Annotated in this window: 15 protein-coding genes; 2 read left to right on the top strand and 13 right to left on the bottom strand. The window is 51.6% G+C overall.

Going from position 1 to position 14,441, the window contains the following annotated elements; genetic code table 11:
- Position 1: 1 nt before the first annotated feature.
- The 12 genes from lpxB to pyrH form a co-directional block, all read right to left on the bottom strand.
- Positions 2 to 1,165 (bottom strand): lipid-A-disaccharide synthase, encoded by a 1,164-nt coding sequence (gene lpxB, locus D9A02_RS12790; protein WP_120501329.1) that lies wholly within the window; start codon positions 1,163 to 1,165, stop codon positions 2 to 4.
- Positions 1,165 to 1,968, bottom strand: a complete 804-nt coding sequence (locus D9A02_RS12795) for an LpxI family protein (RefSeq protein WP_120501330.1) — start codon at positions 1,966 to 1,968, stop codon at positions 1,165 to 1,167. Before D9A02_RS12795 ends, lpxB begins: the two co-directional genes overlap by 1 nt.
- On the bottom strand, positions 1,965 to 2,780 hold the full coding sequence (lpxA, locus tag D9A02_RS12800; RefSeq protein ID WP_120502524.1) for an acyl-ACP--UDP-N-acetylglucosamine O-acyltransferase: 816 nt from the start codon (positions 2,778 to 2,780) through the stop codon (positions 1,965 to 1,967). The genes D9A02_RS12795 and lpxA overlap by 4 nt, the downstream gene beginning before the upstream one ends.
- Before the next feature lie 5 nt (positions 2,781 to 2,785).
- Positions 2,786 to 3,250, bottom strand: a complete 465-nt coding sequence (gene fabZ, locus D9A02_RS12805) for a 3-hydroxyacyl-ACP dehydratase FabZ (protein ID WP_120501331.1) — start codon at positions 3,248 to 3,250, stop codon at positions 2,786 to 2,788.
- Between the two features lie 70 nt (positions 3,251 to 3,320).
- Entirely contained in the window at positions 3,321 to 3,908 is a 588-nt protein-coding gene (locus tag D9A02_RS12810) for an OmpH family outer membrane protein (protein ID WP_162933062.1), read from the bottom strand.
- 8 nt (positions 3,909 to 3,916) lie between these two features.
- Positions 3,917 to 6,244: an outer membrane protein assembly factor BamA gene (gene bamA / locus D9A02_RS12815; RefSeq protein ID WP_120501333.1), complete on the bottom strand. Its 2,328-nt coding sequence runs from the start codon at positions 6,242 to 6,244 to the stop codon at positions 3,917 to 3,919.
- Positions 6,245 to 6,572: 328 nt separating this feature from the next.
- Positions 6,573 to 7,919 (bottom strand): RIP metalloprotease RseP, encoded by a 1,347-nt coding sequence (gene rseP, locus D9A02_RS12825; protein WP_120501335.1) that lies wholly within the window; start codon positions 7,917 to 7,919, stop codon positions 6,573 to 6,575.
- A 1-nt stretch (position 7,920) separates the two neighbouring features.
- Positions 7,921 to 9,111 carry a 1-deoxy-D-xylulose-5-phosphate reductoisomerase gene (gene dxr / locus D9A02_RS12830; RefSeq protein ID WP_120501336.1) on the bottom strand — a complete coding sequence of 397 codons (1,191 nt, stop codon included), beginning with the start codon at positions 9,109 to 9,111 and terminating at the stop codon, positions 7,921 to 7,923.
- A complete protein-coding gene (locus D9A02_RS12835; RefSeq protein ID WP_120501337.1) occupies positions 9,108 to 9,890 on the bottom strand; it encodes a phosphatidate cytidylyltransferase in 783 nt (260 codons plus the stop codon). Before D9A02_RS12835 ends, dxr begins: the two co-directional genes overlap by 4 nt.
- On the bottom strand, positions 9,890 to 10,609 hold the full coding sequence (locus tag D9A02_RS12840; protein WP_120501338.1) for an isoprenyl transferase: 720 nt from the start codon (positions 10,607 to 10,609) through the stop codon (positions 9,890 to 9,892). The genes D9A02_RS12835 and D9A02_RS12840 overlap by 1 nt, the downstream gene beginning before the upstream one ends.
- Positions 10,610 to 10,626: 17 nt before the next feature.
- Positions 10,627 to 11,190 (bottom strand): ribosome recycling factor, encoded by a 564-nt coding sequence (frr, locus tag D9A02_RS12845; protein ID WP_120501339.1) that lies wholly within the window; start codon positions 11,188 to 11,190, stop codon positions 10,627 to 10,629.
- Between the two features lie 47 nt (positions 11,191 to 11,237).
- Positions 11,238 to 11,969: a UMP kinase gene (pyrH, locus tag D9A02_RS12850; RefSeq protein ID WP_174232036.1), complete on the bottom strand. Its 732-nt coding sequence runs from the start codon at positions 11,967 to 11,969 to the stop codon at positions 11,238 to 11,240.
- A 147-nt stretch (positions 11,970 to 12,116) separates the two neighbouring features.
- Here pyrH and miaA point away from each other — a divergent pair, with 147 nt between their 5' ends.
- Positions 12,117 to 12,998: a tRNA (adenosine(37)-N6)-dimethylallyltransferase MiaA gene (gene miaA, locus D9A02_RS12855; RefSeq protein WP_120501341.1), complete on the top strand. Its 882-nt coding sequence runs from the start codon at positions 12,117 to 12,119 to the stop codon at positions 12,996 to 12,998.
- A 55-nt stretch (positions 12,999 to 13,053) separates the two neighbouring features.
- Here miaA and D9A02_RS12860 read toward each other — a convergent pair whose 3' ends face one another.
- Complete coding sequence (locus tag D9A02_RS12860) at positions 13,054 to 13,650, bottom strand: lytic transglycosylase domain-containing protein (RefSeq protein WP_120501342.1); 597 nt, start codon at positions 13,648 to 13,650, stop codon at positions 13,054 to 13,056.
- A gap of 187 nt (positions 13,651 to 13,837) precedes the next feature.
- On the opposite strand from D9A02_RS12860, the gene D9A02_RS12865 reads away from it, so the two are divergent.
- Positions 13,838 to 14,353, top strand: coding sequence for a single-stranded DNA-binding protein (locus D9A02_RS12865; protein ID WP_120501343.1), 516 nt, complete (start codon positions 13,838 to 13,840; stop codon positions 14,351 to 14,353).
- Positions 14,354 to 14,441: the final 88 nt, after the last annotated feature.

Raw genomic sequence — 14,441 nt, forward strand, 5'->3', positions numbered from 1 at the left:
CTCACGTCTGTGATTTTGTTATCCCGGTCAAAACGGCCTTAGCTGCACACAGGCCGGGTGCCTCGCCTCCACGACCCAAGCTGTCCATTGTCAGACGCATTGCCGCAATCTGATCATTAGGATTTTTCTGCACCTCAACCAGTTTATCCGCAATCAGATCGGCGCGACAATTTTCAAACAGGCATTCGGGAACAACCCGTGTGTCGCTGACCAGATTGACCAGCGTCGCGGTATCAATTAACGCCATACGTTTCATCAAAAACCGCGTAATCAGACTGAAGTCATACGCGATGACCATTGGCGTCTCAACGGCAGCCAGCTCCAGAGATACAGTGCCCGAGGCTGCAAGTGCCAGATCAGCCGCCCGAAATGCAGCGCGTTTGTACGCTTGTGCGGTTGCCAGATCATAGGCATTGGGGTCAATCACATGCGCGGAAACGTCCCATTCGCCAATCTGCTCTTTCACCAAATCAGCGACAGCGCCTGCCGCCGGGACAACCACTTCATAGTTCGGGTTTTGGCGTTTAAATTTCGAAATCGCCGGTCCAAAGATTGGGGATAATCGGCTAACTTCACCACGACGAGAGCCCGGCAAAGCCAGCAACACAGGTCGACTTTCAAGCTGGAATTTGTTACGAAATTTCCTTACCTCACAATCACTTGCAAGTGTCTCCTCAACAACTGGATGACCAACAAAATCACACTCCATCCCCGCTGCCTGCATATAGGGCGGCTCAAAGGGTAATAGTGCCAAAACATGATCAATAACCTTGGCCATTTTATCTGCGCGTTTCGGTCGCCAGGCCCATACCGATGGTGCCACATAGTGCACCGTCCTGATTGAAGTTTTGGCCTTGACCAGTTTCGCAACACGAAGGCCAAAATCAGGACTATCGATGGTGATTAGAACGTCCGGTTGAACGTCTAATACAGCGTTTGCCGTTTGATGCAGTCGCCTGCGCAATTCTGGGTACTTTGGCAGCACTTCAGCCAAGCCCATAACACTCAGTTCGTCCATAGGAAACAGGCTTTTCAGGCCTTCAGCCTGCATCAACGGGCCGCCAACACCATCAAACTCAACATCCGTCAGCGATTTCAAACCGGTCATAAGGGCAGCACCCAGCTTGTCGCCAGACGCCTCACCTGCAACCAGAAACACCCGCATCAGAACCTCTGTGCAGAGAGGAAAATGCCAGTGTCGTTAACCGCGTCCAGCGTCTTTTCACGCTCAAGAATCATCACACGGCCCGCCTCGATCACGATCCCATCCAACCGCGCGTTTTTGACCGCCTGTATCGTCTTAGGGCCGATCGCAGGCATATCAACCCGCAGGTCTTGCCCCTGTTTAGGCGCTTTGACCAGCACGCCACCTTTGGCATGACGGGCCTCGTCCGTTTCGGCAACAAATCGCAACAACGCATCAGTGCCTTGTAGGGTTTCAACACCAAGACATTGTCCATTACCCACGACACAGCCTTGGCCGACATCAAGCGGCGACAGGGCTGTCAGGATTTCTTGCGCCCGGGCGACATCGGCAACATTGGCCTTGCCAATCTCAGGGCCGATATGAAGGCCTTCTTCTGCTGTCAGCTCTGGCACCAGCTCGTGCGCGCCCAGCATCGTGAAACCCTGCTCTTCAAAAAATCCGATCACCTGCCTCAACAGCGCATCATCTCCAGCCTGCAAGGCCCCTAGTAAGCGCGGGGCAAAGCCCATAATCACCGGATCAAAATCTGCCGGGTTCAGCGGGGGGCGCGTCAAGGATCCTGCCAGAACAACACGTTCAACGCCTTGGTCTTTCATGGCAGCAAACAAGCCGCCAATCTTCTCGATCTGATGCACATCAACATCATTCTCAAGATCATTCGGAACACCCTTCAGACCAAAGCACAGGGCCTCGGGGTGATGCTTGGCGATCAATACCGGCAACACCCCGGCGCAGGCTATAATCGCAAGATTGTCGCTCATTTGCGATGCCCGGGTTTTGGCGTCAGGAAAGAGCGGTCTGTTTCGCCAGTGACAAATTCCACAATCTGTTTGACGTAATCGCTTTGCGCATTTTCCCCCAAGTTTTTCACACGCTCCATGAAAGAGCCGCCCGTATTTCTGGAAAGGTCCTGAAATGCAGCACGCAGTTCTGAAATATCCACGCGCGAAACACCACGACGTTTGAGACCGACCAAGTTAAGGCCGTCCAGTTCACCCCGGGCGGCCTGAACCAAACCATAAGGGATGACATCATTGGTCACCATGGTCACCGCACCGATTATCGCTCCCTGCCCAATACGCACCCATTGATGAATGCCCGACAGGCCGCCGATGATAACGTCATCACCAATGATGCAATGGCCAGCCAATGCTGCGTTGTTGACCACAATTACCCGATCACCAACCTGAACATCATGCGCCACATGGCAGCCTGCCATGAACAAGCCATCATCGCCCACACGGGTCATACCACCACCGCCTTCGGTGCCGGTGTTCATAGTGACGTGTTCGCGAATGCGGTTACGTGCACCAATCACCAACTTGGTGTTTTCACCTTTGAATTTCAGATCCTGCGGAATTTCGCCAATGCAGCTGAACGGAAACACAACGGTGTCTTCGCCAATTGTGGTATCCCCTGCGACGACAACATGCGATTTAAGCACAACCCCGTCGGCCAAAATGACATCTTCGCCGACATGACAGAACGGGCCAACCTGTACTCCCTGCCCCAACTCGGCGCCGGGCTCGACAATAGCACTGGGGTGAATTTGAGTATCTGGCCGTATCGCCATATCCATCATTCCTTGGGTGCGTCGATCATCGCCGCGAATTCAGCTTCGCAGGCCACTTCACCGTCGACAGTCGCTACGCCGTGGAATTTCCAAACCTTACCACCCGGGCGACCGCGCATTGTGGTAACCTGAAGTTCAAGCACATCACCCGGCACGACCATGCGACGGAATTTGCATTTTTCGACCGACATGAAATAGACCAACAGGCCCGCATCCTCGGCATTTAACCCCATCGACACCAGCACCGCAGAGGTCTGCGCCATGGCTTCGATGATAGTGACACCTGGCATGATCGGTTTACCCGGGAAATGCCCCTGGAAAAAAGGTTCATTAATGGTGACGTTCTTAATCCCACGCGCGGACTTAAAACCATCAATGTCAACGACCTTGTCAAGAAACAAGAACGGATACCGATGAGGAATAAGCCGTTGGATCAGATTGATATCAGCAGATTTAAGCGGCTCGCTCATCAGGTATCCTTTCGCCTGTCAGTCTTATCTTCGACCCCTAACAATTCACGCGCTCGCGAGCAAGTGACGCTCACTCCTGCGGCACTGCATTTTCGGGGTCGTTCTTGGTATTTTTCACAACAAAGCCTGTGCCATCACCAATTTTTTGATCAATGCGCGTGATTGCCAAACTGGTAATATCTACGACATCGCGTCTGAAGAGAACACTGCGCTTATCCAAAATTACTGCGCCACCGGTTTCGACCATCAGTTCAACCAAAATAGGTTCAACGGTACGCATAAACGCCACCGGAGCCAGATCTCGGTTACGTTCAAGCTCGCGCACCTTAAGATCACTTGTACGACGCAGTTCCTGAACCTTGGCATCAAAGGCGTCAGCCATACTTTTGAACTCATACGTGCTGCTCTGCGCACGCAGTTCTGTCAACAACTTTTCCTCAGCCTCAAGTTCGGCCTCGATCTGGCGGTTTTGGGTGCTTAGTTTTTCACGGGCGGCTTGATATTCAGCAGTCATTTTTTTGCCGAACAGGGTTTCAGCTAAGAGCCGCTCTGTATCCAAGACCAGCAATTCGCTTTGGATCACCCCTATCGTTTGAGCCTTTGCTGTGCCTGTCAGAAGAATTGACAGGCACAGGATTCTTAACAGCTGCCAAATCATTGGCTTCATCAGAAATTCGATCTGACGGTCAGGTCAAATGTCTGCTCTTCGTCACCGGGTTGGTCGTTGAGTGCACGCGAGAAGTTCATCCGCAGCGGGCCAAAAGGCGATTCCCAGAACACTGAAAGACCGATTACATGGCGCGCTTCAAAGTCACTTGAATTGACAACGCCAGTTGCGTTCGTTGTATCGATACCCCAGATGGAACCGACATCGTAAAATGCGCCACCTGTAATACCATATTCATCAGGCAGGCCCAGCGGGAACTCAGCTTCAAATTTCAAAGCCGCATAAAAATCACCACCCAGATGCTCAGTTCCTTCTATCGGACCGATGCCATTGGGTTCAAAACCACGGATCACCTGCTGACTAAAGCGGTCAACCGCACGGCTGTTTTGACTATTTAGAAAATGAAGCGCACCACCTTCCAGCGTGGCCCGAAGCGTGACTTCCTCGGCAAAGGCTAGAGTCTGGCCAACAACCCGAGCTGTGGTTTCAATGAAATCTTGATCACCACCAACGCCATTGAATTGCTGCCCGAAGGACAGCAAAACACCTGCATTGGGGTTCAAGCCGGTCCGGCGTGTATCATAGGTATAGTTATATCCGATACCGCTGGAAAACAGGCCATCTCCATTTGTTTCCGCCGCCAGAATACCCGAAGTACCAGTATAGTTACGCATGTCACCATAGCCGAGGCTATAAAACAGACTCAGCCGACCATTTTCACTGATTGGGAATCCAATACTTGGTGTGAAGTCCGCACTGGTTGTATCAAATAAACTGTTGCGGTCACTGGTTTCAAGCAACGAGGTTGAAATTCCGAATTCCAGATCCCGACCTAAAAAGGCCGGTTCCACGAAGTTGAGGCGATAGTTCAGCGTTTCAGCTGACCCCGACACCTGAGCAGACAAACGTTGTCCACGGCCCAGGAAGTTACGTTCAGAAAAGCCAATACTCAGACCCAAACCATCGTTGGTCGAAAAGCTGGCACCAAAACTGATTGAACCCGTTGTCGTTTCCTCGACATCAACGTCAACAATCACCTGATCCGGGCGTGAACCTTCGCGGGCCTCAACATTGACATCCTCAAAGTAATTCAGCACCTCGATCCGATCAGACGCTTCACGAATTTGACGTGGATTAAACGGGTCACCTTCGACCACATCGAATTGACGACGGATCACACGATCAAGCGTTGTGGTGTTGCCTTCGATATCGATACGTTCAACAAAAACGCGCGGTCCTTTGACCAGTGCGAATTCAACATCAAGCGTTAAATCGCGGTCATTGCGGGTGATGCGAGGTTCAACGCGCATAAAGTCAACGCCATCCTTGATGCCCTGTCGTTCCATCCGGGCGATCGAGCTTTCGATTAAGGTGGGTGAATAAACAACACCTGAACGCACCTTGAGCGTATCGTCATAGATCTCCGAATCCAGATTTGGAATTTCACTAACGGTTGTGATCTGACCAAATTTGAATTGCTGACCTTCCTGAATGTTGAATGTCACAAAATATGTATCTTGCTCACGCGCCAATTCAGCGTTGGTTCCGGTGACCCGGAAATCAACATATCCCCGCGAATTATAAAAATCCCTCAGTACTTGCTTGTCGAATTCCAGACGGTCTTCAACAAAGGAATCGCGGCCGATAAAGGCACGCAACAGCCCGGCCTGTTTGCTGCCGATAACGCGGCGCAACCGACGGTCCGAATAGGCACGGTTCCCGACAAAACTGATGCGCTGCACTTCGATGGCTCCGCCTTCGAACACTTCAAAAACAAGATCCACACGATTGTCACTACGCTTAATAATCTTAGGTGTTACACGCGCTGAAGCGCGACCATTTTGCGCATAGGCTTCGGTAATGATGGCCGCATCGCGTTCAGCTTTGGTTGGGCTGAAAACTTGACGGGTCCGGCTTTCGATGAAGCCAGAAAGGTCGTCATCCTTGAGTTTTTTGTTACCCTCAAAGGCGATCTTATTGATCGTCGGGAATTCTTTAACCTTGATGTTTAGCGTGCTACCGCGCGGCTCAAGTTCGACCGCCTCAAACAGTCCACTACCAAGAATGTCCTGATAGGCCTCATTCAACTGGCCTGCAGAAACGGTCTCGCCTTTACTAATTCCAGCATAGTTCAGAATCGTATTGGTATCGATCCGCTGATTGCCCTCAACCGCAACGGAATTAAACCGATAAGACTGCGCTTGCGAAACTTGTGGTACGGTAAGCGTCGCGATTAAAAACAAAATCGCGATTACTTTTCCAAAAATCTGTGAAAAATGCCCTGCCCGACGTTGTGTCAGACCCTGCCCCCGATGGAATTTATGCATTCTTATAACCCAGTAAGACATCCTATTGGTAAACGTCAGTAAACGGAGTCTGATGCCTTGTCAAAAGACCAATTCAAGGGAGTATCAAACGGCAGCCAAATGCCGTCGAAATAGCACGGTTTTCGTCAGAGCGACCCGACAAATGCACCCACATATAAGGCCACCAAAACAGTCGCCACATAGAGTATTCTGTCCCAGTTCAAATCGAACAAAAGACCCAATCCATTTGCAACCTGCTTCATAGCAACCCCACTTAATTTGCGAGGATAGTTTAGTAGCTGATTGAGGCATTAATCAGTGGCCAATTGCGGCCAAAAAAAGGCATTCCTTACGGGCAGAACAGATCGTTCCCAAGGGCAAATACCATCAACCCCAAAACAAACACCAAGCCAAAGCTCATTAATGCATTAATGATGCGTTCACTTGGGGGGCGTCGAACCACCGCTTCATAAGCGTAAAAGACCAAATGCCCACCATCCAGAATTGGGACCGGGAACAGATTCATCAACCCAACGGCTGCTGACAGAATAGCGATGAAATTGATAAAGCTGCTTGCGCCTTGGTTTGCCATTGCGCCAGAAACCTGCGCGATCCCTAGTGGGCCAGACATATTACAGCTGCTAATCGCTCCAGTGATCATGTGATAGAGGCCAGAAAGTGAGGATTCTATCACAGTCCACAACCGGTTGACGCCAGATATCACCGCAGCCCCCGGCCCCGCACCCACGGTTTCCGGCTCAAATGCCAATCCACCTACAATGCCAATCCGCCATTCAGTTTTAAAGCTGCCGTCGTCTTTGCGTTCATCAGCCCGTTTGGGACTCAGACTTAACTCCAAAATCTCGCCATCACGCCAGATGTCCAGTTTCAACGCCCGCCCGTTTGAACTCTCTACAACGCCCTTCAATTCGGAAAATGCGGTAACTGCGCTATTGTCAATGCGCGTTATAACATCGCCATTTTCCAATCCGGCCTCATAAGCTGCAGACCGTGGCGCCAGACCAACAATCACTGGCGGCATTGGGTATGGGCCTACAACGCTTATCGTCTTGCCGTCGCGAATGACGTCGTAATCCAGGGCCTGTTCCAATGGCAAGTTCTGAATAAATGCGTCAAAAGCACCACTTTCACCCCACTCTGGAAAATCAAACCCGGCAATGCGAACGATCTGATCACCTGGCTCCAATGTAATCTCGGCGACGGGTGACGAGCGTAATTCTCCAACCGAAAAAGGTTCTTTTACTGTGCCCTGCATCATTGCAACGCCGGCAAAAATGATAATAGCAAGTACAAAGTTGAAGATCGGCCCCGCCGCAACCGTCGCAGCCCGGGCCCACAAGGGTGCTCCTTGCATCGTTTTGCGGCGCTGTACCGCATCCATTGCCTCAACCTCATCACTGCTTTGACCGCTGGCCGCAGTGGCATCGCCCAAGAATTTCACATATCCACCAAATGGCAGGGCGGCCAATTGCCATTGTGTGCCATGTTTGTCGGTCCTGGCAAACAGCACCGGGCCAAATCCCAATGAGAACACCTCGGCTTTGATTCCGCACCAACGCCCAACGATGTAGTGGCCATATTCGTGGATCGCGACAATCACGGATAGCGCAACAACAAAAGCCAACGCTGTCATAAGAAAGCCGTCAAACTGGGGGATGAAGGATGAAAATTCCAACTTAACCTCGTATCACTAGTTTTAGGTCGCCATGAACAACAAGCGCATCAATGGCTTCGCGCGCAATCAAATCAATGTGCTGTACGTTATCTAAGGTCACATCGACGTCGATCAAATCAGTTGTCGCACAAAGGTCATCAAGAACCGTTTCAACAACTGAGCTCATATCGCAAAATCCAATCTGCCCTGCAATGAAGTAGTCTAGCGCACGCTCTTTTGCCGCATTAAACACAGTTCCACTTAACCCGCCTTGCTCCATAACCACACGAGCTAAACGTAAAGCGGGATATTTTTGCAGATTTGGAGACTGAAAGTTCAACTGACCTTGTGAGGCCAGATCCAACATTTCAACGGGCAAAGGTCTCCGATGCGGCCAATTCAACGCATACCCAATGGCATGTCGCATGTCGGGTGCCCCGACGTGGGCCATCAGCGCACCATCGCAAAACCCGACAAAGGCATGCACAAGGGATTCAGGGTGAACCAATACCTCGATTTGATCAGATCTTAGGTCAAAAAATTCTTTTGCTTCAATAACCTCTAAGGCTTTATTGAACATAGAAGCACTGTCTATCGTGATCCTTGCCCCCATCGACCAATTTGGGTGTTTCATCGCTTGTGCGGCTGTGGCCTCCGCCAGTTGCTCAAGCGGCCAATCGCGAAATGCCCCACCGCTTGCAGTCAAAATAACGCGTTTAACCGTTTTGATATCTTCGCCATTCAGCGCCTGAAACACGGCCGAATGTTCACTATCCACTGGGAGGATCCGCGCCTGATGTTTCTTTGCGGTTTGCATCAAAAGCGGCCCGGCGGTTACAAGCGATTCCTTGTTGGCCAGCGCCAATGTCGCGCCCTGCTCAAGTGCGACCAAACCCGGTTTCAGACCTGCGGCACCGACGATAGCAGACATCACCCAATCTGCCGGGCGGTTGGCCGCCTCAGCCAAGGCAATTGCTCCAGCTGCAACCTCAATACCGGTTCCTGCCAGCGCCGCGCGCAATTCTGGCAGCTTGTCGCCATATGCCGTCACCGCAAGTTGCGCTTTCAGCTCGATGGCATCTGCGGCCAGTTGCGCAATATTCGCGCCACCGGTCAGGGCAACAATATCATAAAGCTCTTTTTCACGCCGGATCAGATCTATCGTGCTTTGCCCGATGGATCCGGTTGCACCAAAAATGGAGATGCGTCTCATGACGCCCCCGAGCTCAACAACCCGATCACCCAAAACAACGCAAACACAACAGAAGCACCCATCATGCCGTCAAAACGGTCCAGAAAACCACCATGACCTGGGATCAGGTTCGAGCTGTCTTTGACACCCATCCGCCGTTTAATCGCGCTTTCAGCAATATCGCCCATCTGGCTGCTGAAGCTTAGAACGACCGATACCACCACAAGTCCAAAGCCGGTTCCGGTCGGCCCGATGAATATTACCCCGACAATGGCCGATACGGCCCAGCCCGCAACCGTTCCAGACCAGGTCTTTTTCGGGCTGATAGCAGGCCAGAATTTTGGCCCACCCAAAATGCGACCGGCGAAATATCCAGCTATGTCAGTTCCAATCACAATCAAAACCAACCACAGCATCCACGTCAGTGCCGCCTCGTGCCGTAAAAGAATGAAACCAAAGCAAGCCAACAACACCCACAAGCTAAAACCTATGAATACACCTTTGTCGCGCTCTATATGAGCGGCAGATACAAAGACAGCCGCACCCAGAATAGGAAGTACAAGAATGGATGGTAAAAGTGCTGACAAAAACACGGCAAAACCACAAAGCACCCCATGCGAGATCGCCTTGGGCGCCATAAACATCCGCATCACTTCCCAGGTCATTGCGCCAGCGATCATCGCAATCGCCAACGTAAACAGCCAGCCGCCCGTCAAGATGACAATCAATCCAATGGAGGCCATCACAAGAGCCGAGATAACCCGCGGCATCAGATCAGACCATTGTGCATTTCCAGACATCAGGACACGGCTCCAAACCGGCGTTCACGTGCGCCATAAGAGGCTAGGATCTTTGCAAATATTTCTTCGGTGAAATCAGGCCAGAGCGTCTCTACGAACTCGTATTCTGAATAAGCCGACTGCCACAGCAGAAAATTGGAAATCCTTGCCTCACCACTTGTACGGATTACCAGATCCGGATCAGGTAATACATGGGTATCCAAATATTTTGGCAACGTCTCTTCATTGACGTCATTCGGGTCAAGCCGTCCGGCGGCGACATCTTGCGCTAAACGCTTTGTCGCACGAGAGACCTCATCCCGTCCCCCGTAATTGAGTGCAACCGTCAAATGGATGCCATCGCACCCTTTGGTCAGCTCTTCGGCCTCATCCATTAATATCTGAAGTTTACGATCTAGACGTAACCGATCACCAATAAAACGGACCCGGACGTTTGATTTCACAAACTCCTGCATCTCTGATACAATATAGCGGTGGAACAGTTTCATCAGACCAGCAACCTCGGTCTGTGTGCGCTTCCAGTTTTCTGTCGAAAAGGCAAATATTGTCAGGTACTTAACGCCCAGTTTCGGGCAAGACTTGACAACATCGCGGACCCGACGCGCACCGGCGTGGTGACCAAACAGGCGCGGACGGCCCCGGGCCTGCGCCCAACGACCGTTGCCATCCATGATGATCGCGACATGGTTCGGCCCTCGTCCATTAATATCTGTGGCCATGCCGCGCCCTCCGGTCCTTAGACCTGCATGATTTCGGCTTGCTTATTTTCAAGCGCGTCATCAACAGCCTTAATAAAGGCATCCGTCAGTTCCTGCACCTCGGTTTCCCAGAACTTCTGGTCATCTTCTGACATACCGTCGGCCTTGGCCTTCTTAATCTGATCCATACCATCTCGACGCACGTTCCGAACCGCCACACGGCCGTTTTCGGCATATTGCGAAGCAACCTTGGTCAATTCACGGCGACGTTCTTCGTTGAGTTCAGGAATTGGAAGCATGATAATTGTGCCGTTGAGTTGAGGGTTGATCCCTAATCCACTCTCACGGATAGCTTTCTCAACTTTTCCGACCAGTGATTTATCCCAGACATTTACTGTCACCATACGCGGTTCCGGTACATTTACAGTACCCACCTGATTGATCGGCGTTGGTGAACCGTATGCATCAACCATGATCGGCTCCAGCATGCTGGCCGACGCACGCCCCGTGCGCAATGATGCAAACTCTGTCCGCAAGGACGCAATCGCGCCTTCCATGCGGCGTTCAATATCGCCGGTGTCCAGTTCGAAATCATCTGCCATGTTACTTATCCTTCTTGCACCTGCCTGTTGGTACAGGTTCTTTAACGTTAGCCGTGTACTGTTGTATAGGTGCCGCTACCATCCAAAATACTGCGGAACCCGCCCGCTTGATCCAGGCTAAAGACGATAATCGGCAAGTTGTTGTCACGTGCCAAGGCAATCGCGCTGGCATCCATTACTTTCAGATGCTTGGCCAGCACCTCGTCATAGCTCACTCGGTCATAGCGTTTTGCATCATCATTTCCGACTGGATCTTTGTCATAGACACCGTCAACCTTGGTCCCTTTGAAGATCGCCTCGCAGGCCATTTCATTGGCCCGCAACGTTGCGGCGGTATCCGTTGTGAAATAAGGGTTCCCGGTGCCTGCGGCAAAGATGCAAACCCGCTTTTTCTCTAGGTGGCGCACCGCGCGGCGGCGAATGTAAGGCTCGGCCACTTCATCCATGCGAATGGCCGAGATCACCCGGCAGAAAACACCCAGTTTCTCCAGCGCGCTTTGCATCGCCAGCGCATTCATCACCGTGGCCAACATGCCCATATAGTCCGCAGTCGTGCGTTCCATACCTTGCGCGCTGCCAGACAACCCGCGAAAAACATTACCGCCACCAATGACCATGCAGATCTCAACCCCAAGGTCATGAACGATCTTCACTTCGCGGGCGATTCTTTCAACCGTTGGCGGGTGCAGGCCAAACCCCTGATCCCCCATCAATGCCTCGCCTGAAATTTTAAGCATAACACGATTATACTTGGAGGCAGAAGAATCGGCATCGGACATGGGCATCGCTCCGCAATGGTGATTTGGCTAATTTCGTGCAAAATGTCGGAAATCGCGCCGGGGTTCAATCGCAGAGTCGGTAAATGCACTCAAAATGCATAAAACAATCTCGCATATCGCGATATTCTCACCTATTGGATAGGATCGATGATAGATATTGCTGCCCTTCCCACAGATCGTCCGATCCTGATTGCGGGCCCGACGGCTTCGGGCAAGTCCGCCCTTGCGTTGCGCATTGCGCAAAAGCAAGGCGGCGTTATCGTGAATGCTGATGCTATTCAGGTTTTTGAAAACTGGCGGATTTTGACTGCACGTCCATCGATCGAAGATGAACATCAAGTTCCGCATTTGCTCTATGGTCATGTGCCTTATGATGCACCCTATTCCGTTGGCCATTGGCTACGCGAAGTAGCTTCGCTGCTCGAAAGTGGGCCGCGCCCCATTATCATAGGCGGGACAGGCTTGTACTTCACTGCGCTGACACAAGGCCTCGCTGAAATCCCGCCTACCCCGGATGATATCCGCCATACAGCGACCGCAAAGCTTGAAAGCGAAGGTATTACCGCGTTGCTCGCCGATCTGGATCAAGACACAATAGCCCGAATTGACACTCTTAACCCCATGCGGGTTCAACGCGCATGGGAAGTACAGCGCACCACTGGGTGCAGTCTTGCCAACTGGCATGACAATACACCACCACCACTTTTGCCGCTTTCCCGCGCAACCGGCCTTGTGGTCGAAGTTGAAAAAGAATGGCTAAACAATCGGATTAAAAAAAGATTTGACTTGATGTTGGATGGCGGTGCGCTTGATGAAGCGCGCCAAAATCTACATTATTGGGACCCGACGCACCTATCTTCAAAGGCAATTGGAGCACCGGAATTGATTGCCCATCTGAAGGGTGAAATTACATTGGATCAGACACGTGATCTGGCAACCATCGCAACCCGGCAATATGCGAAACGACAACGAACTTGGTTTCGCGCACGGATGAAGGATTGGGAAAAAATCCCAGCCGAATCACTTTAATTTAGTTGGCTAATCTGTTGATATAAAGTCAATATTACAAAAATATTGATCAGATTTAACCGCCCCAAATAACCTTCACGTAATTTCGGGTTTCTTTATAAGGCGGCACTCCGCCGTATTTCTTGACCGCCTGAGGCCCTGCATTGTAGGCCGCCAGTGCCAACCGCCAAGATTTGAATTCACGATATTGTTCTGCCAAATAGCGCGCCCCACCATCCAGATTCTCATATGGATCATGCGGGTTCACACCCAAATACCGTGCAGTACTGGGGATCAACTGCGCCAGACCAATCGCTCCCTTGTGTGACTTGGCCCTTGGGTTCCAACCCGATTCTTGTTGCACCAGCCGTAAAAACAAGTCCTGCGGGATACCATGGCGTTGCGCTGCATCCCGCGCCATGCCCAGATAACGGCCTTTGTATTTGCCTTTATAGCCACGCACCAAACCTTCATCGCCCCATTTCGTCGGGGTTCGTACTTTCTGCGGCTTAAGACGGACCGAGCTATTATATTGTTGCTTGGCCCGGGTATCGAGCACACCAGTCTGGGACTTAAACAACTTATTGCGGTTTTTGCTCGACAGAACGTCCGCCGCCCCCACGCTTGGGAGCAGCAAGCCCAAAGCCATTGCTGCAATAGTTAACGAACGCATACCTGTCACCGCCACCCTAAATTTTGGCAAACTATAAATTGTTTCATTCAAATATCCAGCAAGATGCGCATCTTCGGCAAATTCCTGCGGTCAAATGGCCCAATATTTACAATTTTAATCTTTCCTTCATGCCCGTAGAGTGTTGTAAGCCACAGATAACGAAAATGACAATCGCAAGGAGGTCGCAATGGCCGGTTCCGTCAACAAGGTAATCCTCATCGGCAATCTGGGTCGCGACCCCGAAGTGCGTACGTTCCAAAACGGTGGGAAAGTCTGCAACATTCGTATTGCGACGTCGGAAAACTGGAAAGATCGTAACACCGGTGAACGACGCGAACGCACCGAATGGCACTCTGTCGCGATTTTCAACGAAGGTCTTGTCCGTGTGGCTGAGCAATACTTGCGCAAAGGCTCCAAGGTCTACATCGAAGGCCAGCTGCAAACCCGCAAATGGCAAGATCAGAGCGGCAATGACCGCTATAGCACCGAAGTGGTGCTTCAAGGCTTTGGCAGCACTTTGACCATGCTGGATGGTCGCGGCGAAGGTGGTGGCGGTGGTGGTGGCCAAGGCGGCGGCTATGGCGGCGGATACGGTGGCGGTGGCCAAGGTGGCGGCTACGACTCTGGCCCATCCCAAGGCGGCCAGAGCAGCCAAGGTGGCGGCGGTGGACGTCAGGATTACGACGACGAAATCCCGTTCTAAGTCTCAAACGATACCGACAACAACAACGGCCGCCAAAGAGTGGCCGTTTCTGTTTTTTGCCCCATGCTGATATAAAGGCCATCAGTCC

The organism is Roseovarius sp. EL26, assembly GCF_900327775.1.
GTDB lineage: Bacteria > Pseudomonadota > Alphaproteobacteria > Rhodobacterales > Rhodobacteraceae > Roseovarius.

What these genes read in the sequence shown, in the direction of transcription:
- D9A02_RS12810 (WP_162933062.1), bottom strand. Translation starts at nt 3,908, where the DNA reads ATGATTTGGCAGCTGTTAAGAATCCTGTGCCTGTCAATTCTTCTGACA.
- D9A02_RS12795 (WP_120501330.1), bottom strand. Translation starts at nt 1,968, where the DNA reads ATGAGCGACAATCTTGCGATTATAGCCTGCGCCGGGGTGTTGCCGGTA.
- lpxB (WP_120501329.1), bottom strand. Translation starts at nt 1,165, where the DNA reads ATGCGGGTGTTTCTGGTTGCAGGTGAGGCGTCTGGCGACAAGCTGGGT.
- D9A02_RS12840 (WP_120501338.1), bottom strand. Translation starts at nt 10,609, where the DNA reads ATGGCCACAGATATTAATGGACGAGGGCCGAACCATGTCGCGATCATC.
- frr (WP_120501339.1), bottom strand. Translation starts at nt 11,190, where the DNA reads ATGGCAGATGATTTCGAACTGGACACCGGCGATATTGAACGCCGCATG.
- dxr (WP_120501336.1), bottom strand. Translation starts at nt 9,111, where the DNA reads ATGAGACGCATCTCCATTTTTGGTGCAACCGGATCCATCGGGCAAAGC.
- pyrH (WP_174232036.1), bottom strand. Translation starts at nt 11,969, where the DNA reads ATGTCCGATGCCGATTCTTCTGCCTCCAAGTATAATCGTGTTATGCTT.
- D9A02_RS12835 (WP_120501337.1), bottom strand. Translation starts at nt 9,890, where the DNA reads ATGTCTGGAAATGCACAATGGTCTGATCTGATGCCGCGGGTTATCTCG.
- miaA (WP_120501341.1), top strand. Translation starts at nt 12,117, where the DNA reads ATGATAGATATTGCTGCCCTTCCCACAGATCGTCCGATCCTGATTGCG.
- D9A02_RS12860 (WP_120501342.1), bottom strand. Translation starts at nt 13,650, where the DNA reads ATGCGTTCGTTAACTATTGCAGCAATGGCTTTGGGCTTGCTGCTCCCA.
- lpxA (WP_120502524.1), bottom strand. Translation starts at nt 2,780, where the DNA reads ATGGCGATACGGCCAGATACTCAAATTCACCCCAGTGCTATTGTCGAG.
- fabZ (WP_120501331.1), bottom strand. Translation starts at nt 3,250, where the DNA reads ATGAGCGAGCCGCTTAAATCTGCTGATATCAATCTGATCCAACGGCTT.
- bamA (WP_120501333.1), bottom strand. Translation starts at nt 6,244, where the DNA reads ATGCATAAATTCCATCGGGGGCAGGGTCTGACACAACGTCGGGCAGGG.
- D9A02_RS12865 (WP_120501343.1), top strand. Translation starts at nt 13,838, where the DNA reads ATGGCCGGTTCCGTCAACAAGGTAATCCTCATCGGCAATCTGGGTCGC.